Origin of the sequence: Atlantibacter subterraneus (genome assembly GCF_007570865.1) — a bacterium.
Taxonomy (GTDB): Bacteria; Pseudomonadota; Gammaproteobacteria; order Enterobacterales; family Enterobacteriaceae; genus Atlantibacter; species Atlantibacter subterraneus.
Map to the genome: position 1 here is coordinate 21,563 of NZ_VLPS01000012.1, position 21,665 is coordinate 43,227.

Annotated in this window: 18 protein-coding genes and 4 tRNA genes; 17 read left to right on the forward strand and 5 right to left on the reverse strand. The window is 55.3% G+C overall.

From position 1 onward, the window contains the following. The first annotated feature begins 11 nt into the window (after positions 1 to 11). From wzzE to FND52_RS21040, 16 genes are all read left to right on the forward strand, one after another. Positions 12 to 1,058 carry an ECA polysaccharide chain length modulation protein gene (gene wzzE / locus FND52_RS20965; protein WP_125295439.1) on the forward strand — a complete coding sequence of 349 codons (1,047 nt, stop codon included), beginning with the start codon at positions 12 to 14 and terminating at the stop codon, positions 1,056 to 1,058. 55 nt (positions 1,059 to 1,113) lie between these two features. Beyond that, positions 1,114 to 2,244: a non-hydrolyzing UDP-N-acetylglucosamine 2-epimerase gene (gene wecB / locus FND52_RS20970; RefSeq protein ID WP_144133098.1), complete on the forward strand. Its 1,131-nt coding sequence runs from the start codon at positions 1,114 to 1,116 to the stop codon at positions 2,242 to 2,244. Further along, the gene (gene wecC, locus FND52_RS20975) at positions 2,241 to 3,503 is read left to right on the forward strand and encodes a UDP-N-acetyl-D-mannosamine dehydrogenase (protein ID WP_144133100.1); all 1,263 of its coding nucleotides are present in this window, start codon (positions 2,241 to 2,243) and stop codon (positions 3,501 to 3,503) included. Before wecB ends, wecC begins: the two co-directional genes overlap by 4 nt. Beyond that, positions 3,500 to 4,567 carry a dTDP-glucose 4,6-dehydratase gene (gene rffG, locus FND52_RS20980; protein WP_144133102.1) on the forward strand — a complete coding sequence of 356 codons (1,068 nt, stop codon included), beginning with the start codon at positions 3,500 to 3,502 and terminating at the stop codon, positions 4,565 to 4,567. Before wecC ends, rffG begins: the two co-directional genes overlap by 4 nt. Before the next feature lie 17 nt (positions 4,568 to 4,584). Next, a complete protein-coding gene (gene rfbA, locus FND52_RS20985; RefSeq protein ID WP_125295443.1) occupies positions 4,585 to 5,466 on the forward strand; it encodes a glucose-1-phosphate thymidylyltransferase RfbA in 882 nt (293 codons plus the stop codon). Beyond that, positions 5,444 to 6,121 (forward strand): dTDP-4-amino-4,6-dideoxy-D-galactose acyltransferase, encoded by a 678-nt coding sequence (gene rffC, locus FND52_RS20990; RefSeq protein WP_144133104.1) that lies wholly within the window; start codon positions 5,444 to 5,446, stop codon positions 6,119 to 6,121. Before rfbA ends, rffC begins: the two co-directional genes overlap by 23 nt. Before the next feature lie 4 nt (positions 6,122 to 6,125). Further along, complete coding sequence (gene rffA / locus FND52_RS20995) at positions 6,126 to 7,256, forward strand: dTDP-4-amino-4,6-dideoxygalactose transaminase (RefSeq protein ID WP_125295445.1); 1,131 nt, start codon at positions 6,126 to 6,128, stop codon at positions 7,254 to 7,256. A gap of 1 nt (position 7,257) precedes the next feature. After that, the gene (wzxE, locus tag FND52_RS21000; protein ID WP_144133106.1) at positions 7,258 to 8,508 is read left to right on the forward strand and encodes a lipid III flippase WzxE; all 1,251 of its coding nucleotides are present in this window, start codon (positions 7,258 to 7,260) and stop codon (positions 8,506 to 8,508) included. Continuing rightward, the gene (locus tag FND52_RS21005; RefSeq protein ID WP_144133108.1) at positions 8,505 to 9,581 is read left to right on the forward strand and encodes a TDP-N-acetylfucosamine:lipid II N-acetylfucosaminyltransferase; all 1,077 of its coding nucleotides are present in this window, start codon (positions 8,505 to 8,507) and stop codon (positions 9,579 to 9,581) included. The genes wzxE and FND52_RS21005 overlap by 4 nt, the downstream gene beginning before the upstream one ends. Then, positions 9,578 to 10,939 carry an ECA oligosaccharide polymerase gene (gene wzyE / locus FND52_RS21010; protein ID WP_125295448.1) on the forward strand — a complete coding sequence of 454 codons (1,362 nt, stop codon included), beginning with the start codon at positions 9,578 to 9,580 and terminating at the stop codon, positions 10,937 to 10,939. The genes FND52_RS21005 and wzyE overlap by 4 nt, the downstream gene beginning before the upstream one ends. Positions 10,940 to 10,947: 8 nt before the next feature. Further along, positions 10,948 to 11,688 (forward strand): lipopolysaccharide N-acetylmannosaminouronosyltransferase, encoded by a 741-nt coding sequence (gene wecG / locus FND52_RS21015; RefSeq protein ID WP_144133110.1) that lies wholly within the window; start codon positions 10,948 to 10,950, stop codon positions 11,686 to 11,688. 230 nt (positions 11,689 to 11,918) lie between these two features. Next, positions 11,919 to 13,304, forward strand: coding sequence for a bifunctional threonine/serine APC transporter ThrP (gene thrP / locus FND52_RS21020; protein WP_125295450.1), 1,386 nt, complete (start codon positions 11,919 to 11,921; stop codon positions 13,302 to 13,304). A gap of 102 nt (positions 13,305 to 13,406) precedes the next feature. Beyond that, positions 13,407 to 13,483, forward strand: a tRNA-Arg gene (locus tag FND52_RS21025). A gap of 56 nt (positions 13,484 to 13,539) precedes the next feature. Further along, positions 13,540 to 13,615 (forward strand) — tRNA-His (locus FND52_RS21030). 15 nt (positions 13,616 to 13,630) lie between these two features. Then, positions 13,631 to 13,717: transfer RNA gene (locus FND52_RS21035), tRNA-Leu, on the forward strand. Between the two features lie 38 nt (positions 13,718 to 13,755). Further along, positions 13,756 to 13,832, forward strand: a tRNA-Pro gene (locus FND52_RS21040). 593 nt (positions 13,833 to 14,425) lie between these two features. Here the strand turns inward: FND52_RS21040 and hemY are convergent. The 4 genes from hemY to hemC are packed head-to-tail and all read right to left on the reverse strand — an operon-like array spanning position 14,426 to position 18,506. Next, entirely contained in the window at positions 14,426 to 15,622 is a 1,197-nt protein-coding gene (gene hemY, locus FND52_RS21045) for a protoheme IX biogenesis protein HemY (RefSeq protein WP_144133112.1), read from the reverse strand. Further along, positions 15,622 to 16,809 carry a uroporphyrinogen-III C-methyltransferase gene (gene hemX, locus FND52_RS21050; RefSeq protein ID WP_144133114.1) on the reverse strand — a complete coding sequence of 396 codons (1,188 nt, stop codon included), beginning with the start codon at positions 16,807 to 16,809 and terminating at the stop codon, positions 15,622 to 15,624. Before hemX ends, hemY begins: the two co-directional genes overlap by 1 nt. Before the next feature lie 21 nt (positions 16,810 to 16,830). Further along, positions 16,831 to 17,568 carry a uroporphyrinogen-III synthase gene (gene hemD / locus FND52_RS21055; protein ID WP_144133116.1) on the reverse strand — a complete coding sequence of 246 codons (738 nt, stop codon included), beginning with the start codon at positions 17,566 to 17,568 and terminating at the stop codon, positions 16,831 to 16,833. Continuing rightward, positions 17,565 to 18,506: a hydroxymethylbilane synthase gene (gene hemC / locus FND52_RS21060; RefSeq protein ID WP_144133118.1), complete on the reverse strand. Its 942-nt coding sequence runs from the start codon at positions 18,504 to 18,506 to the stop codon at positions 17,565 to 17,567. The genes hemD and hemC overlap by 4 nt, the downstream gene beginning before the upstream one ends. 283 nt (positions 18,507 to 18,789) lie before the next feature. On the opposite strand from hemC, the gene cyaA reads away from it, so the two are divergent. Then, on the forward strand, positions 18,790 to 21,336 hold the full coding sequence (cyaA, locus tag FND52_RS21065; protein WP_125295456.1) for a class I adenylate cyclase: 2,547 nt from the start codon (positions 18,790 to 18,792) through the stop codon (positions 21,334 to 21,336). On the opposite strand, the gene cyaY is transcribed toward cyaA, so the two are convergent. Then, a complete protein-coding gene (cyaY, locus tag FND52_RS21070) occupies positions 21,337 to 21,657 on the reverse strand; it encodes an iron donor protein CyaY (protein ID WP_125295457.1) in 321 nt (106 codons plus the stop codon). Positions 21,658 to 21,665: the final 8 nt, after the last annotated feature.

Genomic DNA, 21,665 nt, shown 5'->3' on the forward strand with positions numbered 1-21,665 from the left:
CTGGGGAAGTGATGAAAGAGCAATTGCCAGGCACGCAACAGGGGATGGTTGAAAATGAACTGGACGTGCGCGGCCTGTTCCGCACGTTCTGGGCGGGAAAAATCTGGATCGTTGGGTTTGCCGCGCTGTTTATCATTGGCGCGCTGGTGTACACCATATTCGCTCGCCAGGAGTGGAGCGCGACGGCAATCACCGATCGGCCCACTGTGAACATGTTGGGGAGCTATTACTCCCAGCAACAGTTTCTGCGTAACCTGGATGCGAAAGTGAATCCCAACGGGGTCGAGCAGCCTTCGGTGATGGATGATGCGTATAAAGAATTCATCATGCAGCTCGCTGCCTGGGATACCCGCCGTGATTTCTGGCTGCAGACTGATTATTACCAGCAGCGTAAAGCCGGAAACAGCAAAGTCGATGCGGCGTTGTTGGATGAACTGATCGGCAATATTCAATTCACACCAGGCGATTTCACCCGCAATCTGAATGACAGCGTTAAGCTGATCGCCGAAACCGCGCCGGATGCCAATAACCTGCTGCGTCAATACGTGGCGTTTGCCAGCGAACGTGCCGCCAGCCATTTAAATGACGAACTGAAAGGTGCCTGGGCTGCGCGTACCATCCAGATGAAGGCACAGGTTAAGCGTCAGGAAGCCGTAGCCAAAGCGATCTATAACCGCAAAGTGCAAAGCGTGCAGGAAGCGTTAAAAATCGCTCAGCAGCACAATATTTCTACCAGCGAAACCCAGGTGCCTGCAGAGGAACTACCGGATTCTGAGTTGTTTATGCTGGGCCGTCCAAAACTGCAGGCACGCCTTGAAAATCTCCAGGCGGTCGGGCCTTCCTTTGATATCAGCTACGATCAAAACAGGGCGATGCTCACGACGCTTAATGTCGGCCCCTCGCTCGATCCCCGTTTTCAAACCTATCGGTATCTGAGAACGCCTGAAGAACCGGTGAAGCGCGACAGTCCGCGCAGAGCATTCCTGATGATTATGTGGGGCGCAGTAGGTGCGCTCATTGGCGCAGGCGTTGCCCTGGCCCGTCGTCGTCCGGCATAAGCATTTTGTAATGCGCGCAGAGTGCTGCGCGCGGATTTAATGGAAGAGAAGCGTTGTGAAAGTATTAACCGTTTTTGGCACGCGTCCGGAAGCCATCAAGATGGCGCCTCTGGTACATGCGCTGGCAAAAGACCCGTATTTCGATGCCAGGGTCTGTGTAACCGCACAGCACCGGGAGATGCTGGATCAGGTACTGCATTTGTTTTCAATTGTACCGGATTACGATCTCAACATTATGAAACCGGGGCAGGGATTAACGGAGATAACCTGTCGGATACTGGAGGGATTGAAGCCGGTTCTCGAAGATTTTGAACCCGATGTGATGCTAGTCCATGGGGATACCACCACCACCGTGGCGACCAGCCTGGCGGCGTTTTACCAGCGTATTCCTGTTGGGCACGTAGAAGCGGGATTACGTACCGGGGATCTCTGGTCACCCTGGCCTGAAGAGGCGAATCGCACGTTAACGGGCCATCTGGCGTCGTATCACTTCGCGCCAACTGAAAACTCGCGTGCCAATCTGCTGCGCGAAAATGTGGCGGATAAACGTATTTTCGTCACCGGCAACACGGTGATCGATGCCCTGATTTCGGTGCGAGACTCTATTCTTGCGGATGAGCCGCGCCAGCGCGAACTGGCATCCCGCTATCCCTTTTTGCGTGACGATAAGAAATTGATCCTGGTGACGGGCCATCGCCGTGAAAGTTTCGGCCAGGGATTTGAGCACATCTGCGAGGCGTTAGTGGAGATCGCCCGTCAGAATCAGGATGTACAGATTGTTTACCCGGTGCATCTGAATCCCAATGTTAGCGAGCCGGTGAACCGTATTCTTGGACAGGTAGATAACGTGACGCTGATCGAACCGCAGGATTATTTGCCGTTTGTCTGGTTAATGGATCGTGCCTGGCTAATCCTGACGGATTCAGGCGGCATTCAGGAAGAAGCCCCCTCGCTGGGTAAACCCGTCTTAGTGATGCGAGAAACCACTGAACGTCCGGAAGCCATTAAAGCAGGCACGGTACGTCTGGTTGGTACGGACAGCACGCGTATCGTTGCGGAAGTGTCTCGCCTTCTGCATGACGAGAGGGAGTACCAAATTATGAGCAAGGCCCATAATCCCTATGGCGATGGAAAAGCCTGCGCTCGCATTTTGCATGCATTAAAAAATAATCGGATAACACTATGAGTTTTTCAACTATTTCAGTAATTGGGCTGGGATACATTGGTTTGCCAACCGCCGCTGCCTTTGCATCGCGTCAGAAGCACGTTGTGGGGGTCGACATTAACTCCCGTGCGGTTGATACCATCAACCGGGGTGAAATTCATATTGTTGAACCGGAATTAGGCAGCGTGGTGAAAGCGGCGGTTGAGGGCGGCTTTTTACGCGCCACCACTCAGCCCGAGGAAGCAGATGCATTTCTGATTGCCGTGCCGACGCCGTTTAAAGGCGAGCACGAGCCAGACATGAAATATGTGCAGGCTGCGGCGGAATCTATCGCCCCCGTGCTGCGTAAAGGCAACCTGGTGATCCTGGAGTCAACCTCGCCCGTTGGCGCGACCGAGCAAATGGCGCAGTGGCTGGCGGCATTACGCCCGGATCTCAGCTTTCCTCAACAAGCTGGCGATGACGCGGATATCAACATCGCTTATTGCCCGGAACGCGTCCTGCCCGGCCAGGTTATGGTGGAATTGATTAAGAACGACCGCGTGGTCGGCGGGATGACGGCAGTATGCTCCGCGCGCGCCAGCGAACTGTATTACATCTTCCTGGAAGGGGAGTGTGTGGTGACGAACGCCCGCACCGCTGAAATGTGCAAACTGACCGAAAACAGCTTCCGCGATGTGAATATCGCCTTCGCCAACGAGCTGTCGCTGATTTGCGCCGATCAGGAGATTAACGTCTGGGAACTGATCCTCCTGGCGAACCGCCATCCGCGCGTCAATATTTTGCAGCCCGGCCCTGGCGTTGGCGGGCACTGCATTGCGGTCGATCCGTGGTTTATTGTGGCGCAGAACCCGCAGCAGGCACGCCTTATCCGCACTGCCCGCGAAGTCAATGATTACAAACCCCTTTGGGTGCTTGAGCGTGTTAAAGCGACCGTGGCCGATTGCCTGACTGCCAGCGGCAAGCGCGCCAGTGAGCTAAAAATCGCCTGCTTTGGACTGGCGTTTAAACCCAATATTGATGATTTGCGCGAAAGCCCGGCCATGGAGATTGCCCATCAAATCGCCCAGTGGAACAGTGGCGAAACGCTGGTGGTCGAACCCAATATCCACCAGTTGCCGGAAAGCCTTGCGCCGCACTGTAAGCTGGTCGCCATCGACGAGGCGCTGGCGCAGGCCGACGTGTTGGTGATGCTGGTCGATCATGCGCCGTTTAAAGCAATTGAAGCCGGTCACGTTCAGCAAACGTGGATCGTCGATACCAAAGGGGTATGGCGATGAAACGCATTCTGGTTACCGGCGGCGCGGGATTTATTGGCTCCGCCGTCGTCAGGCATATCATTAATGAAACCGCCGATAGCGTGGTTGTCGTGGATAAACTGACCTATGCCGGCAACCTTGCTTCCCTTGCGCCGGTTGCCGATAACCCGCGTTTTGCGTTTGAAAAAGTCGATATCGTCGACAGAGCTGAACTTGATCGGGTATTCACCACCTGGCGGCCAGATATCGTTATGCATCTGGCGGCGGAAAGCCACGTCGATCGCTCTATCGATGGGCCAGCAGCCTTTATCGAAACGAATATTATAGGAACGTATACGCTGCTTGAGGCCGCTCGCGCATGGTGGAGTTCACTGGATGCATCAGGCAAAGCGCGCTTTCGTTTCCATCATATTTCGACAGATGAGGTGTATGGCGACCTTCACAGCAGCGAAGACTTTTTTACCGAGACGACGGCCTATGCGCCCAGTAGTCCTTATTCAGCGTCGAAGGCGGGTAGCGATCATCTGGTCCGTGCCTGGCATCGAACTTATGGCTTGCCCACTCTGGTGACGAATTGCTCAAATAATTATGGCCCCTATCATTTCCCGGAAAAACTCATCCCGCTGATGATACTGAATGGGTTGGCAGGTAAGCCGTTGCCGGTTTATGGCGACGGGCAGCAAATCCGTGATTGGTTATATGTAGAAGACCATGCTCGTGCGCTCTACCAGGTAGCAACCCAGGGGGCGATTGGCGAAACATGGAATATCGGCGGCCATAACGAACGTAAAAATATCGATGTTGTCACCACGATTTGCGATCTGCTTGAAGAACTGGTTCCTCAAAAGCCGCAAGGTGTCGTGCAATATCAGGATCTCATTACCTGGGTGGCAGACCGCCCAGGCCACGATCTGCGTTATGCCATTGATGCCAGTAAAATCGAGCGTGAACTGGGCTGGCGTCCGCAGGAATCGTTTGAAAGCGGTATTCGTAAAACGGTGCTCTGGTATTTGCAAAATCGATCCTGGTGGCAACAAGTACTGGACGGAAGTTATCAGGGCGAGCGTCTGGGTCTTCAGAGCTAACTATCAGGAGAGACGATATGAAGGGGATCATTCTGGCGGGTGGTTCAGGGACACGTCTGCATCCCATCACGCGTGGCGTGTCGAAGCAGCTTCTGCCCATCTATGACAAGCCAATGATTTACTATCCGCTCTCCGTGCTGATGCTGGCGGGGATTCGTGAGATTTTATTGATCACAACGCCAGAGGATTTAAGCAGTTACCAGCGACTGCTGGGGGACGGTTCTGATTTTGGCATCAGCCTTCACTATGCTGAGCAGCCCAGTCCCGACGGGCTCGCTCAGGCGTTTATTATTGGTGAGAAATTTCTCGACGGACAGCCTTCCTGCCTGGTATTAGGCGACAATATTTTTTTCGGGCAGGGGTTCAGCCCTAAACTACGGCAGGTCTCGGCCCGTAATGGCGGAGCAACGGTGTTTGGTTATCAGGTTATGGATCCTGAGCGCTTCGGCGTAGTCGAGTTTGATGACAACTTCCGGGCGCTCTCCATTGAAGAAAAGCCAAAAAACCCGAAATCTAACTGGGCAGTTACCGGTCTCTATTTTTATGATGAAAAAGTGGTCGAGTACGCGAAAAAGGTTAAACCTTCTGAGCGTGGGGAACTGGAAATAACCTCTATTAACCAGATGTATCTTGAGCAAGGCTCGCTCTCTGTCGAGCTGTTAGGCCGTGGGTTTGCCTGGCTGGATACGGGAACTCATGACAGCCTGATCGAGGCCAGTACCTTCGTGCAAACCGTCGAAAAGCGTCAGGGGTTTAAGATTGCCTGCCTGGAAGAGATCGCCTGGCGCAATGGCTGGCTGGATGATGATGGTGTTAAGCGCGCCGCAGAACGTCTGACAAAAACGGGCTATGGCCGTTATTTACTGGAGTTGCTTCGTGCCCGTCCGCGCCAGTATTAATCCCCTGGAATGGGAAAGCCGGTTCTTTGGTATCAATACCGCAATCCTGCGCCTGGGCGATGACGCGTCGGTGCTGGATGCTACGCAGTTAACCGCCTGGTCTCGTTTGCAGGCGAAAGTGCCCGCGCAGCGCACAGACTGGCTGGACGCTCTGCAGCAGTTGCAGTTTCAGCTGGTAGAAGGTGAAGCCGATTTTGTGCTGGATGTTGGCGTCGGCAATACCGATCCCGGCCTGCTGCCTGCGGGGGTAGACGATATTCCTGCTCTGCGCACTATGGCAGCCACGCTGTTTGCCAGGAGCCGTTTTCGCGCCCCCTGGTACGCGCCTGACGCCAGCGGGCGTTTTTACGCTCAGTGGGTGGAGAATGCCGTCAATGGCAGTTTCGATCATACCTGCCTGATATTGCGCGAGGATGACGGCGCTATCCGTGGGTTTGTCACGCTGCGTCAGCTTAACGCCAGCGAGACGCGTATCGGCTTGCTGGGCGGTTATGGCGCAGGGCGCATCCTGATGGACGCCGCGCGCCACTGGTGTGAAATTCGTCAATCAAACGTGTTGCGTGTGGCGACCCAAATGGGCAATCGCGCCGCCATTCGTCGTTATATTCAAAGCGGTGCTACCCTGGAAAGCGCCGCGTACTGGCTATACAGGTGAACAGATGATCCCATTTAATGCTCCGCCCGTGGTTGGAACGGAAATTGACTACATGCAGTCTGCGATGGGCAGTGGCAAATTGTGTGGTGATGGCGGCTTTACCCGTCGTTGCCAGCAGTGGTTTGAGCAACGCTTCGGCAGCGCCAAGGTATTGCTTACGCCGTCCTGCACCGCATCGCTGGAAATGGCGGCACTGCTGTTGGATATTCAGCCCGGCGATGAAGTGATCATGCCGAGCTATACCTTCGTTTCTACCGCCAACGCTTTTGTACTGCGTGGCGCGAATATCGTCTTTGTCGATTTGCGTCCCGACACCATGAACATCGACGAAACGCTGATTGAAGCGGCGATAACCGATAAAACTCGCGCGATCGTGCCGGTGCATTACGCGGGCGTCGCCTGTGAAATGGACGTCATTATGGCAATCGCGAAAAAGCATAACCTGTTTGTGGTGGAAGACGCGGCGCAGGGCGTGATGTCCACCTATAAAGGCCGGGCGTTAGGCACCATTGGCCATATCGGCTGCTTTAGTTTCCATGAAACCAAGAACTACACCGCAGGCGGCGAAGGCGGCGCGACGCTGATTAACGATCCGAAGCTGATTGAGCGTGCGGAAATCATTCGCGAGAAAGGCACCAACCGCAGCCAGTTCTTCCGGGGCCAGGTCGATAAATACACCTGGCGGGATATTGGCTCGAGCTATTTGATGTCAGATCTCCAGGCTGCCTATTTGTGGGCGCAGCTGGAGGCGGCGGATCGCATCAACCAGCAGCGCCTGGCGCTGTGGCAAACCTATTATGACGCCCTTGAGCCGCTGGCGCGCACAGGGCGTATTGAGTTGCCTTCTGTTCCTGACACGTGTGGCCATAACGCGCATATGTTTTATATCAAACTGCGGGATATTGACGATCGCAGCAATCTCATCGCCTGGCTGAAAGAGGCGGAGATTCTGGCAGTGTTCCATTACATCCCCCTACACAGCTGCCCGGCAGGCGAGAAATTTGGCGAATTCTTTGGTGAAGACCGCTACACCACCCGCGAAAGCGAACGCCTGCTGCGGTTGCCGCTGTTCTACAATCTTGCACCTTTCAACCAGCGTACGGTTATCAATTCGCTGTTAAGTTACTTCGCCTGATATGTCTCTTGCAAAAGCCTCAGTGTGGACGGCAGCGTCCACACTTATCAAGATTGCCGCCGGTTTGCTGGTCATCAAACTGCTGGCAGTGGCATTCGGCCCTGAAGGGGTCGGACAGGCAGGAAACTTTCGTCAGCTCATCACTGTGTTAGGCGTTCTGGCGGGGGCCGGGATTTTTAACGGCGTGACTAAGCTGGTCGCCCAGCATCATGACGATCCTGAACAGCTAAGGCAGGTTACCGGCACGTCGTCGGCGATGGTGTTGGGGTTCTCCACGCTGTTAGCGATCATTTTTTTGCTGGCTGCACAGCCCATCAGCATTGGCCTGTTTGGGCACGACCGTTACCAGAATGTGGTGCGGCTGGTGGCTTTTATCCAGATGGGTATCGCCTGGGCTAACCTGACGCTGGCGATCCTGAAAGGCTTTCGCGATGCGCGCGGCAATGCGTTGTCGCTAATTATCGGCAGCATCATTGGCGTTGCCGCCTGGTATCTGTGTTATCGACTCGGCGGCTACGAAGGCGCATTGCTGGGGCTGGCGCTGGTGCCTGCGCTGGTGGTGTTCCCGGCGTTGTGGATGCTTAAACGGCGTGAGCACGTGCCCCTGGGCTACCTGAAGCCGCGCTGGGACAGCCCTCTCGCCAGGCAACTGTCAAAGTTTACCCTGATGGCATTAATCACGTCGGTTACGCTGCCCGTAGCGTATGTGATGATGCGAAACCTGATGGCGGCCCAGTACAGCTGGGATGAAGTCGGTATCTGGCAAGGGGTGAGCACTATCTCCGATGCCTACCTGCAATTTATTACCGCCACGTTCAGCGTCTGGCTGCTGCCTACGCTGTCGCGCTTAACCGCCAAACAGGACATCACCCGTGAGGTGTTGCGTTCGCTAAAGTTTGTGCTTCCGGCGGTTGCTGCGGCGAGCTTAACGGTCTGGCTGTTACGCGATGTTGCTATCTGGCTGTTGTTCTCGGCGAAGTTTACTGCGATGCGCGATCTGTTCGCATGGCAACTGGTCGGCGATGTGCTGAAAGTGGGCGCTTACGTGTTTGGTTATCTGGTGATCGCCAAAGCGTCGCTGCGCTTTTATATCCTGGCTGAACTCAGCCAGTTTGCGCTGCTGATCGGGTTCTCCCGTTGGCTGATTCCCGCTCATGGCGCGCTGGGCGCGGCGCAGGCTTACATGGCCACTTATATCGTCTATTTCACCCTATGTTGCGGCGTATTTTTACTCTGGCGCAGAAAAGCATGAACCCGTTAATCCATATTCTGGGGTCGGATATTCCCCACCATAACCACACCGTACTGGGTTATTTTAATGACGAACTCGCATCGCTGGGGGCGATTGCCCAACGCTTTATGGTGGTCTCACAGGATGCATCGTTGCAAAGCCAGTATCCCGCGTTGAACATTGAGCGTTATCCCACAAAAAAGGCGCTCAGCGCTGCGGTTATCGCATTAGCGCGTAACGATCGCGCGCAGCGTTTTTTCTTCCACGGACAGTTTAATGCGCCGCTGTGGATAGCGTTGTTGACCGGCGGGCTAAAATCCTCACAGGTGAGCTGGCATATCTGGGGGGCCGATCTGTATGAAGCGTCGCGCAGTCTCAAGTTTCGCCTGTTTTATTTTCTGCGCCGGCTGGCGCACAAGCGCGTTGGGCACGTGTTTGCCACGCGCGGCGATCTTAATTATTTTCATCAGCGTAACCCCGCGGTGCCGGGCTCGTTGCTCTATTTCCCGACCCGCATGGACCCGGCGTTGAACGCCCTGGAAAAAGCGCCAGCGACGGGTAAATTGACCATCCTGGTGGGAAACTCCGGCGACAGAAGTAATGAACATATTGCGGCACTGAAGGCGGTTCACCGGCAGTTTGGCGACAGCGTAGAAGTGATTGTGCCGATGGGCTATCCGGCGAATAACCAGGCCTACATCGCAGAAGTCGAGCAGGCCGGGGGAGCGCTATTCAGCGCTGATAATCTGCATATTTTGCGCGATAAAATGGCATTTGACGATTACCTCGCCATGCTGCGACGTTGCGATCTGGGCTATTTTATCTTTGCTCGTCAGCAGGGCATCGGCACGCTGTGCCTGCTGATTCAGGCGGGTATTCCCTGCGTGCTGAGCCGCCAGAACCCGTTCTGGCAGGATATGACGGAACAGCATCTGCCGGTGCTGTTTACCGACGATATACTTAATGACACGGTTATTCGCGAAGCGCAGCGCCAGCTTGCCCTGGTAGACAAATCAACTATCGATTTCTTCCGGCCTGGTTATATCACCGGCTGGCATCAGGCGTTACGCGTGGCGGCGGGAGAGGCATCATGAGCTTGTTGCAATTTAGCGGGCTGTTTATTGTCTGGCTGCTGGCGACGCTGTTTATCACCACCACCACCTGGTTTGAATTTCGCCGGGTGCGGTTCAATTTCAATATTTTCTTCTCGCTGCTGTTTCTGCTGACTTTTTTCTTCGGCTTCCCGTTTACCGCCTTGCTGGTGTTTCGTTTTGACGTCGCCGTGGTGCCTGCGGAAGTGCTGCTTCAGGCGCAACTCGCCGCCGCCTGTTTCTATGGGATTTATTATGTGACCTATAAAACCCGGCTGCGGCCACGCGGCAGTGAGCCAGCGCGACAGCTGTTCTCAGTGAATCGCGTTGAGGCCCAACTGACGTGGATATTGCTAATGGCGGTGGCGCTGGTCAGCGTGGGCATCTTCTTTATGCATAACGGCTTTTTGCTGTTTCGGCTGCACTCCTACAGCCAGATATTTTCCAGCGAAGTATCCGGCGTGGCACTGAAGCGCTTCTTCTACTTCTTTATACCGGCGATGCTGGTGATCTATTTTCTGCGCCAGAGCGTCCAGGCGTGGCTGTTTTTCCTGGTGGTCACCGTGGGGTTCGGCTTGCTGACCTATGCCATCGTCGGCGGGACGCGCGCCAATATCATTATCGCCTTCGCGATTTTTTTGTTTATCGGCATTATTCGTGGCTGGATTTCTCTGTGGATGCTGGCAGCGGCCGGAGCGATGGGCATCGTCGGGATGTTCTGGCTGGCCCTGAAACGCTATGGGCTGGATGTGCGCGGCGATGAAGCTTTTTACACGTTCCTCTATCTGACCCGCGATACTTTCTCGCCGTGGGAGAATCTGGCGCTGCTGCTACAGAATTACGGCAATATCGAATTTCAGGGACTGGCACCCATCGCGCGCGATTTTTACGTATTTATTCCCACCTGGCTGTGGCCAGACCGGCCAGGCATCGTACTTAACTCAGCGAACTACTTTACCTGGGAAGTATTGAACAACCACTCCGGACTGGCGATTTCGCCAACGCTGATCGGCTCGCTGGTGGTGATGGGCGGCGTGTGGTTTATTCCGCTGGGGGCGGTGGTGGTCGGGCTGATTATTAAGTGGTTTGACTGGCTTTACCAGCAAGGTATTAACGGAACCAATCGCTACAAGTCCGCGATTTTGCAGAGTTTCTGCTTTGGGGCCATCTTTAATATGATCGTGTTGGCTCGTGAAGGCCTCGATTCGTTTGTTTCACGCGTGGTGTTTTTTATGGTGATTTTCGGTGCCTGTTTGCTGATCGCCAAATTGCTGTACTGGATGTTGGAAAGTGCCGGGTTGATTCGTGGCAGGGTCCGTTCACTATCAGGGCGTTTTCCGCCCGGTCACAATCTCGGATAAGGAAGCAGATGACTGACGACAATAGCGCGCCGCGTTATAACCTACGTGGGCAGAATTTGCTCGGCTGGCGTGATAAGCAACATGCTCTCAACTATCTCTTTGCGGAGGGTCGGTTGAAGCAGGGAACACTGGTTGCCATCAACGCCGAAAAAATGCTCACGCTCAACGACGATGCGGAGATCAGAGCGCTGATCGACGCGGCGGAATATAAATACGCGGATGGCATCAGCGTTGTGCGTTCAATACGCAAGAAATATCCGCAGGCGCAAATCTCCCGCGTTGCAGGTGCAGATCTCTGGGAAGCCTTAATGGCTCGCGCCGGTCAGGTGGGTACGCCGGTGTTTCTGATCGGCGGAAAAGCGCAGGTGCTGAGCGAAACGGTTAGCCAATTGCGGCAGCGTTGGCAGGTCAACGTGGTCGGCGAGCAGGATGGCTATTTCCCACCGGAAGCGCGCCAGGCGCTGTTTGAGCGGATCCGTGATAGTGGTGCACAGATCGTGACGGTTGCGATGGGCTCTCCACGCCAGGAAATTTTTATGCGCGACTGCCGTAAGATCTATCCGGATGCCCTGTATATGGGGGTCGGCGGCACGTATGACGTCTTCACCGGCCATGTAAAACGTGCGCCGAAAGCGTGGCAGCGCCTGGGGCTGGAGTGGCTGTACCGTCTGCTCTCCCAGCCCAGCCGTATCACCCGTCAGCTCCGTTTACTGCGCTATCTCGCCTGGCATTACACCGGCAAGCTATAACCTCTTCACGGCGGAACGTGCTTCCGCCGTATCGTTACCCCCGCTTTTTTTTCTATTTCTCAACATTTTTTTAATCTGCCGTTTGCCATTTTGGAAAATTTAGGAAACCATGCGCGGGTTTTTGCGCCTGATATTCACGTCAGTGATGTTTGGCGACGATTACCCCTATGACATGACCCATAACAATAACCGGCACATCCGGAGCAACAACATCACAACACAGAGGATTTATGGCAGAAAATAAACCTGAGCTTCAGCGTGGGCTGGAGTCTCGACATATCGAACTCATCGCCCTCGGGGGCACGATTGGCGTTGGGCTATTTATGGGCGCGGCGAGTACCCTGAAATGGGCGGGTCCGTCGGTCCTGCTGGCATACATTATTGCTGGCCTGTTTGTCTTTTTTATCATGCGCTCTATGGGCGAAATGCTGTTTCTGGAGCCGGTGACCGGTTCATTCGCCGTCTACGCGCACCGCTACATGAGCCCGTTCTTTGGCTATCTGACGGCCTGGTCGTACTGGTTTATGTGGATGGCGGTGGGGATATCGGAAATCACCGCTATCGGCGTTTACGTCCAGTTCTGGTTCCCGGAAATGGCCCAGTGGATCCCGGCGTTAATCGCAGTGGGCCTGGTGGCGCTGGCGAATATGGCGGCAGTACGGCTGTACGGTGAAATCGAATTCTGGTTCGCCATGATAAAAGTCACCACCATTATCGTGATGATCGTGATTGGCCTGGGCGTGATTTTCTTTGGTTTTGGCAACGGCGGCCAGGCGGTCGGCTTCTCGAACCTGACGGAGCACGGCGGATTCTTTGCGGGCGGCTGGAAGGGCTTCTTAACCGCGCTGTGTATTGTGGTGGCGTCATATCAGGGCGTGGAGCTGATCGGCATTACCGCCGGTGAAGCGAAAAACCCGCAGGTCACACTGCGTAGCGCCGTCAGCAAGGTGCTGTGGCGTATTTTGATTTTCTACGTGGGCGCGATTTTCGTTATCGTCACGCTGTTCCCGTGGGATCAAATTGGCAGCAACGGCAGCCCCTTCGTCCTGACCTTCGCCAAAATCGGCATTACCGCCGCAGCGGGCATTATCAATTTTGTGGTGCTAACGGCGGCGCTCTCGGGCTGCAACAGCGGCATGTATAGCTGCGGACGTATGCTATATGCCCTGGCCAGTAACCGCCAGCTGCCGTCGGCGGTAGGTAAAGTCTCGAAAAACGGCGTTCCGGTGGCTGGCGTGGCGATTTCTATCGTAATCCTGCTGATTGGCTCCTGCCTGAACTACATCATCCCTAATCCGCAGCGCGTGTTTGTTTACGTGTATAGCGCCAGCGTATTACCGGGCATGGTGCCGTGGTTTGTGATCCTGATTAGCCAGCTGCGCTTTCGCCAGGTGCATCGTCAGGCGCTGGTCAGCCATCCGTTCCGCTCGATGCTTTTCCCGTGGGCGAACTATTTGACGATGGCGTTCCTGATTTGCGTGCTTATCGGTATGGGATTCAACGAAGATACCCGCATGTCCCTGATTGTCGGGGCGCTATTCCTGGCGCTGGTATCCGCCGCATACACGCTATTTGGCTTCAATCGGCACAATTCACTGCCTAAAGTGGAGAGATAAGCGACAAAGTGCGCAAAGCATAACCAAACGCGCATTTTCTTAAAAAAAGCACTAGACAGCAGGGCGCGAAGTCCGTAGTATCCCCCTCCGCAACGGCGCTACGCGCCCGTAGCTCAGCTGGATAGAGCGCTGCCCTCCGGAGGCAGAGGTCTCAGGTTCGAATCCTGTCGGGCGCGCCATTTAAATGAGGCGCTTGAGCGGTGAAGTAGAACAAAGCGCGTAAAGATTTGCAGTGGTGGCTATAGCTCAGTTGGTAGAGCCCTGGATTGTGATTCCAGTTGTCGTGGGTTCGAGTCCCATTAGCCACCCCATTATTTAGTGGCGATGCGAAGGTGGCGGAATTGGTAGACGCGCTAGCTTCAGGTGTTAGTGTCTTAACGGACGTGAGGGTTCAAGTCCCTCTCTTCGCACCACAACTGAATTGAACTAAAAATTCAAAAAAGCAGTAATTCGGCGAGTAGCGCAGCTTGGTAGCGCAACTGGTTTGGGACCAGTGGGTCGGAGGTTCGAATCCTCTCTCGCCGACCAATTTAGAACCCCGCTTCGGCGGGGTTTTTTCTTTTGTGGCTTCCTCCACGCGTTTTTCCTCCCTTTTATTACCCGTTTCCCGGACTGTCGCAGAATAGCAACGATGCTTGCTGCGGTTGTCGCTAAAATGAGACATCTAATTTCCTGAATTTTAAATAAAAGATTATATGACCTCAGGGTTGTCTCTTGTTGACGACAGGTAAACCTCCTTTTGATCACATTCTTACTGCGGGTTTAGCCGATTCAAAGCGCTAACTCGCTGAATAGTCAGGCCTCTTTTAGGACCATTTTCCTGTGCGTACCTGGCACAGTTTGTGCAATAATATCCATGTAGATGCTCATTCCATCTCTTATGTTCGCCGCAGGCTTCATAAACCCAGGAATGATGCAGAGCCGTTTAACGGTGCTTATCGTCCACCGAGAGATGTCGCTAACGCCTCATCAAACACCATGGACATAACGTTGAGTGAAGCACCTCTTTGTTGTCACAGACCTCTTTAACACCTGCCAACTGGCAGGTGTTTTTTTATCTGCGTTTAAAAGCGATGCTGTAGAGAAATCGCCTTCCCGTTTGAGAAGGCGATAGAGGAGGGTTACTGCAGAGGATTGTTTTGCAACGTCAGCAACAGACCTTCGCGGCGCATCTGCGCGGCCTCTTCCGGCTGATGCAACCTGTCCAGCACATCGGCGAGCCAGGCGTAGTCAAAGGCGTCGGGGCGCTGTTTTAACGCCGCACGAAACGCGATGCTTGCTTCCTGCCACTCGCCATGCTTCATCAGCAACTGGCCCAGGGTACTCCACAATAACGGGCGATCGCCTTGCGTTTTAATCTGCTGGCGTAGCGCTTTTTCAAGCTGTTCCGGATTACCGGTTTTCAGGCGCGGCATCAGCATCACCAGGCGCTCATCATACTGGCGCTTCAGACCATCCAGAATGATGGTCTGAGCGGTATCGTGATCGTCGCATTCGATAAGATGCTCCGCCATCGCCACCTGAAGCGTAGGCTGCTGGCGCGTCTTGCGGCTTTGGTTTTGCCACCAGGCTTTCAGACCGTCGCTGCCCTGATCGGCGCGTGCCTGATCCATCAGGCCAATCCACGCCTGCTGCTGTAGCGCATCGCGATGGGCATCGTCCGCCACCTGCGCTTTCTGCATCGACGGCAGGATATCCAGCAGCGAGCTCCACGCACCGGTACGCACATAGGCTTGTTCCGCCAGGCGCAGCACTTCCGGATGACGAGGGGTCACTTCCAGCAGCTTATCAACGCCGTGACGCGCCGCGTGGTTTTCATTACGCGCCAGCTGCAACCGTACCCGGGTGATCTCCACCGGGATTTGATCGCCGTCGGCCAGTTCCGCCGCGCGCTCCAGATGCTGATTGGCGCGAATTTCGTCGCCGCGCTGCTGGGCCGCTTCCGCCGCCAGCAAATAGTTCACTACCGGCTGTTCGGCATGATCGGCGTTTTTCGACATCAGCTTTTCAACCTGCTGATAGTCGCCTTCCGCCAGTTTCAACAACGCCTGGCTGGTTTGCTTGCGGGCACGATTGCGTTTGCGGCCCAGGAACCAGCCGCGGGTGCGTGCGCCAGTGCGGAACAGACGACGCAGGATCCACTCGATCGCAAACAGCACTACCAGCGCCAGGATCAAGATGATCGCTAACCCGGTGACGCTGGTTTCGATGTTCCAGTTGTCGGTCTGGATCAATACGTAGCCCTGGTGACCGGCGATCATCGGCCCCAAGACGATCCCTGCCATCAGCAGCAGGAAAAGCAACAGTACTTTTACCATTACTGTTCTCCCTGTGCCGGTTCAGATGCCGCAGGCGCTTCGGCAGGTGCCGGTGCGGCCTCCGCTGGGGCGGCGGCGACAGGCTGCGCCAGCAGGTTACGTACCCGGGTCTGCATCAGTTTTTCCAGAATCGGCTGGCTTTGCAGCGTTTCCGGCACATCCATGGTGATGTTTTGCTGGCTTAACGCGTCCAGCGTCTCAAGGAAGCCTTTGGTGGTGGCGTCGTCGGTGTCGTAATAGGCGCGTACCCAGGTCGATACGTTATCCAGCGACTGTTTGTAAGTTTCATTCTGATGGCGCGGCACCGCCTGCGCAGCGACTAACAGCCGCGAACGGATGTTCTCGCGCAGGTAGATATCCTGATTGGGTGCCAGCAGCGGAACAGCGGTGTCGTCGCGGCGGCGGATAGTAATGAAGCTGTCCATAAAGTTATGCCAGCTCTTCACCAGGTTTTGACGCCATTCGGTCACGGTGCTGGAAAGCTCAGTGCCGTCGCTATCCATCGGCGCGGAATCATTGTCGTTATCCGCCAGGCGTAGATTATCAACCTGATTAGCCAGCTGATTCAGCTTCAGGATGATGCCGTCATAATCCACCTGCGATACGGCAGACAGGGTGGCGATATCATCGGTAATAGCCCGACGGGCGGTAATCAGGCTCGGATCGTTCATATCGGCAAGGCTGGCGTCGGCGCTTTTCAGCAGCGCGGCGGCGGTAGTGACATCCTGATCGCTCCACAGCTTGCGGCCAGCCAGTTTCACCAGAAAGTCCGACTGCGCCAGCAGCCAGGTCTTGGCGTCGGTCCCGGAGATAGTGGCGACTTTCTGCTGGACTTCATCCAACTGGCGGGTCAGGTTTTCCTGCTCGCGCTTCGCTGCATCCAGCGCGCCCGCCTGCTGTTTAATGGTGTTTTCCAGATCGGATTTCTGGGTTTGCTGCTGCTGTTGCAGCGCCGTCAGCTGGCCTTCCAGCGCTTCAAGCGTGGCCGCCTGGTTAGCGGACTGATGTTTGCCCCAGCTATACAGCCCCACACCAGCGGCCAGCGCAATAGCGATTGCCACCGCGCTTAGCGCCAGTGCGGTATTGATTTTGCGGTCTTTTTTCTCGGGTTGTTGAGGTGGGGAGGTGATTTCCACCGTATCCCTGTTTTCTTCAGGCACAGTTGAGGCGTTTTGTTGTTCCGTCATTATGGCTTCCCATTATGAGAGTTATTGCAACACGCGCAGCAGCGCATCGTTGTCAGCATTATCGGCGACGGTAATGTCCAGCCAGCCCAGTTCCCGGGCGAGGGTCGCCAAACGTTCGCTGACGACAATCAGTCGGCAGCGAAGTAACCAGTTTGTTTGATACCAGGGCGGGATCAGCGTAAACAGCCGCTTGAGCATTTCTCCGCTGGTTACCACCAGCGTATCCACGCCGCGCTGTTGCCAGCGGTGCGCTTCCTCCGTCCCATCATAGTATTTGTCATTGCGTTGATAACATTCACAAAACGTCACGCTGACGCCGCGTTTTGCCAGCGTTTCGCCAATCAGCTCGCGTCCGCCGTTGCCGCGTAACAGCACAGCGCGCTTGCCCGCAACGTTTTGTAATTCTGGTAATTGTAGCAACACTTCGCTGATTTCCCGGTCACGGGGATAATTAACCGTGAGGCCGCTGGCGGTATGCAGCGCAAGCGCCGTGGTTCGTCCAATGGCAAAAGCCTGAACCCGCGGCCAGGCGAGAGAGTGCTGACGCAGCGTGGCCGCCGCATGCGATACGGCGTGTTGGGAAAGGGCGAACAGGAGATCGTCAGGCGACAGGGACGCCAGCAGATCCGGCAGAGCCGACAGCTCGCGTCCGGGAGAAAACTCGATCAGCGGTAAACTCCAGGCGACCTTTCCCTGCGCGCGCAAGCGGCTTACCAGCTCTTCTCCCGCGGGAGAGGGACGGGTCACCAGGATATTCATGCCGGTGCGTCTCCGTTATAGACTTCCGCCAGAATGGCGCGCGCGCCGTTTTCCAGCAGTTCTTCCGCCAGCGAGACGCCCATTTTTTCCGCGTCCTGCGCCGGGCCACGGCGTTCGCCGCGGATCACCTGGGATCCATCCGGCGCGCCGACCAGCGCCCGCAGCCAGATTTCACCGTTATTAATCTCGGCATAGCTGCCGATCGGCACCTGACAGCCGCCTTCGAGACGGGTATTCATGGCGCGTTCGGCGCTGACGCGGATCGCGGTTTCATCATGGTTCAACGGTGCCAGCAAAGCGCGGGTGCGCTCATCATCCAGACGGCACTCAATACCGACCGCGCCCTGGCCCACGGCGGGGAGAGAAACATCGGCAGGCATCGCGTAACCGATGCGTGCTTCAAGATCCAGGCGCTTTAGCCCGGCAACGGCGAGAATGATGGCGTCGTAATCGCCGTTATCGAGCTTGCTCAGACGAGTGCCGACGTTGCCGCGCAGAGAGCGGATTTCTAAATCAGGACGGCGCGCGGCAATTTGGCACTGGCGGCGCAGGCTGGAGGTACCAACGACGCTGCCTGCTGGCATATCGTCGAGGCTGGCGAAACGGTTAGAGACAAACGCATCGCGCGGATCTTCGCGCTCGCAAATCGTTACCAGACCCAGACCTTCCGGGAACTCTACCGGCACGTCTTTCATAGAATGCACAGCGATATCCGCACGGCCTTCAAGCAGCGCCAGCTCCAACTCTTTGACGAACAATCCCTTGCCGCCCACTTTCGCCAGCGGGGTATCAAGGATGATGTCGCCTTTGGTCACCATCGGCACCAGTTCCACCGTTAATCCTGGATGAAAAGCCTCCAGACGGTTTTTGACATAATGTGCTTGCCAGAGTGCGAGCGGGCTTTGGCGGGTGGCAATTCTTAGTACATTGTCTAACATGCTTGTTACCGTTAATTCGTCCATTTACCATCCTAACATTGTAACCAGAACAGTGTCAGTTTTAACGGGTTTTAGCAGGAAAGAGGGATATGCGTCTTGTTCTAAGACTCCGAAGCGGGCTTTCAATGCTACAATGGATATGTAGCGCAACTTCCTTTACGGTCAACCCGCAAGGTGTTAAATTGATCACGTTTTAAGCCGAATGTCAGCCTGTATGGGTAAAACGATAAAGGCGACAAACGCGGCAGTTTTCCGAAATAGTGCAATCATCAGGCGATATGTCTTGTACCTCTATATTGAGACCCTAAAACAGAGACTGGATGCCATCAATCAATTGCGCGTGGATCGCGCACTTGCTGCCATGGGGCCTGCTTTCCAACAGGTCTACAGTCTGCTGCCGACATTGCTACACTATCACCACCCGCTGATGCCGGGTTACCTTGATGGTAACGTTCCCCGTGGCATCTGCCTTTACACGCCTGATGAAACCCAACGCCACTACCTGAACGAGCTTGAGCTGAAGCGCGGCCTGATCCCACGTGAAACGCCTCAGGGTGAATTGCCGATCACCGGTCTTTACACCATGGGCAGCACGTCGTCCGTCGGACAGAGCTGTTCATCCGATCTCGATATCTGGGTTTGCCACCAGTCCTGGCTCGATAACGATGAGCGCCAGCTGCTGCAACGTAAATGCAGCCTGCTGGAAAGCTGGGCCGCGTCGCTGGGCGTCGAGGTCAGCTTCTTCCTGATCGACGAAAACCGTTTCCGCCATAACGAAAGCGGCAGTCTGGGCGGCGAAGACTGCGGCTCGACTCAGCACATTCTGTTACTGGATGAGTTCTATCGCACCGCCGTACGTCTGGCCGGGAAACGCATCCTGTGGAATATGGTGCCGTGCGAAGAAGAAGAGCATTACGACGATTACGTGATGACGCTCTACGCCCAGGGCGTGCTGACGCCTAACGAATGGCTCGACCTCGGCGGCCTGAGTTCGTTATCGGCGGAAGAGTATTTTGGCGCCAGCCTGTGGCAGCTGTATAAAAGCATCGACTCCCCGTACAAAGCAGTATTGAAAACCCTGCTGCTTGAAGCGTACTCCTGGGAATACCCGAATCCGCGCCTGCTGGCGAAGGACATCAAACAGCGTCTGCACGACGGTGAAATCGTCTCGTTCGGTCTCGACTCTTATTGCATGATGCTGGAGCGTGTGACGGAATATCTGGAGCAGATTGAAGACACTGCCCGTCTGGACCTGGTGCGCCGCTGCTTCTATCTCAAAGTGTGCGAGAAACTCTCGCGCGAACGCGCCTGCGTGGGCTGGCGTCGTGAAGTTATCAGCCAGATGGTGAAAAGCTGGGGCTGGGACGACGCGCGTTTAACCATGCTGGATAACCGCGCCAACTGGAAAATTGACCAGGTGCGTGAAGCGCATAACGAACTGCTCGACGCTATGATGCAGAGCTACCGCAATCTGATCCGCTTTGCGCGCCGCAACAACCTGAGCGTTTCGGCAAGCCCGCAGGATATTGGCGTGCTGACCCGCAAACTGTATGCGGCTTTCGAAGCGCTGCCGGGTAAAGTCACCCTGGTGAACCCGCAAATTTCGCCGGATCTCTCCGAGCCGACGCTGACCTTTATTCATGTTCCGCAGGGCCGCGCCAACCGCAGCGGCTGGTATCTCTACAACCGCGCGCCGAACATGGAATCGATCATCAGCCATCAACCGCTGGAATATAACCGTTATCTTAATAAGCTGGTGGCCTGGGCCTGGTTTAACGGCCTGCTGACCTCGCGCACCCGCCTGTTTATTAAGGGCAACGGTATTTGTGACCTGGCAAAACTGCAGGAGATGGTGGCGGATGTTTCCAGCCATTTCCCACTGCGTTTGCCTGCGCCAACGCCGAAAGCGCTCTACAGCCCGTGCGAAATCCGCCATCTGGCGATTATCGTCAACCTCGAATACGACCCGACGGCCGCCTTCCGCAATCAGGTGGTGCATTTCGATTTCAGAAAGCTGGATGTGCTGAGCTTCGGCGAAGAGCAAAAATGCCTGATTGGCAGTATCGACCTGCTGTACCGCAACTCCTGGAACGAAGTGCGTACGCTGCATTTCAACGGCGAGCAGGCGATGATCGAGGCGCTGAAAACCATTCTCGGCAAAATGCACCAGGATGCCGCGCCGCCGGACAGCGTTGAAGTGTTCTGCTACAGCCAGCACCTGCGCGGCCTGATCCGCACCCGGGTGCAGCAGTTAGTGTCTGAATGCATTGAGTTTCGCTTATCCAGCACCCGTCTCGAACCGGGCCGCTTTAAAGCGTTGCGCGTAGCCGGGCAGACCTGGGGTCTGTTCTTTGAGCGCGTAAACGTGTCGGTGCAGAAACTGGAGAACGCCATCGAATTCTACGGTGCGATCTCCCATAATAAGCTGCACGGCCTGTCGGTACAGGTTGAAACCAATCAGGTGAAATTGCCTTCCGTGGTGGATGGTTACGCCAGCGAGGGGATTATTCAGTTCTTCTTTGAGAACACTAAAGACGACAGCGGCTTTAACATCTACATTCTCGACGAGAGCAACCGTGCCGAGGTTTACCACCACTGCGAAGGCAGTATTGAAGAGCTGGTGCGCGACGTCAGCCGCTTCTATTCGTCATCACACGACCGCTTCACCTACGGCTCCAGCTTTATTAACTTCAACCTGCCGCAGTTCTACCAGATTGTGAATATTGATGGCCGCAATCAGGTGATCCCGTACCGCAGCCAGGCGATAACTAACGTTGCGCCGCCCCGTCAGGACGACGCCACGCCGTTATTGCAGCAGTATCAGTCGTAATCAGCGAAAGTTGACGGCTTCGCCCGCCTGGTGAGTGCAGGCATTTTCCAGCAGCGTCCAGAATTTCTCGCCGGTACGATCGCACACCCACTCATCGTCACGTAAATCGAAATGGTAGCCGCCCTGTTTGGTCGCCAGCCACACCTGATGCAGCGGCTCCTGACGGTTGATGATGATTTTGCTGCCGTTTTCAAAGCTTAAGGTCAGCACGCCGCCGTTGATTTCACAGTCGATATCGGTTTCACCGTCATAATCGTCGATACGTTCTTCGATGGTCTGCCACAGGCCATCGGCAAGGCGATGAAATTCACTGTCGTTCATGTCTGCTT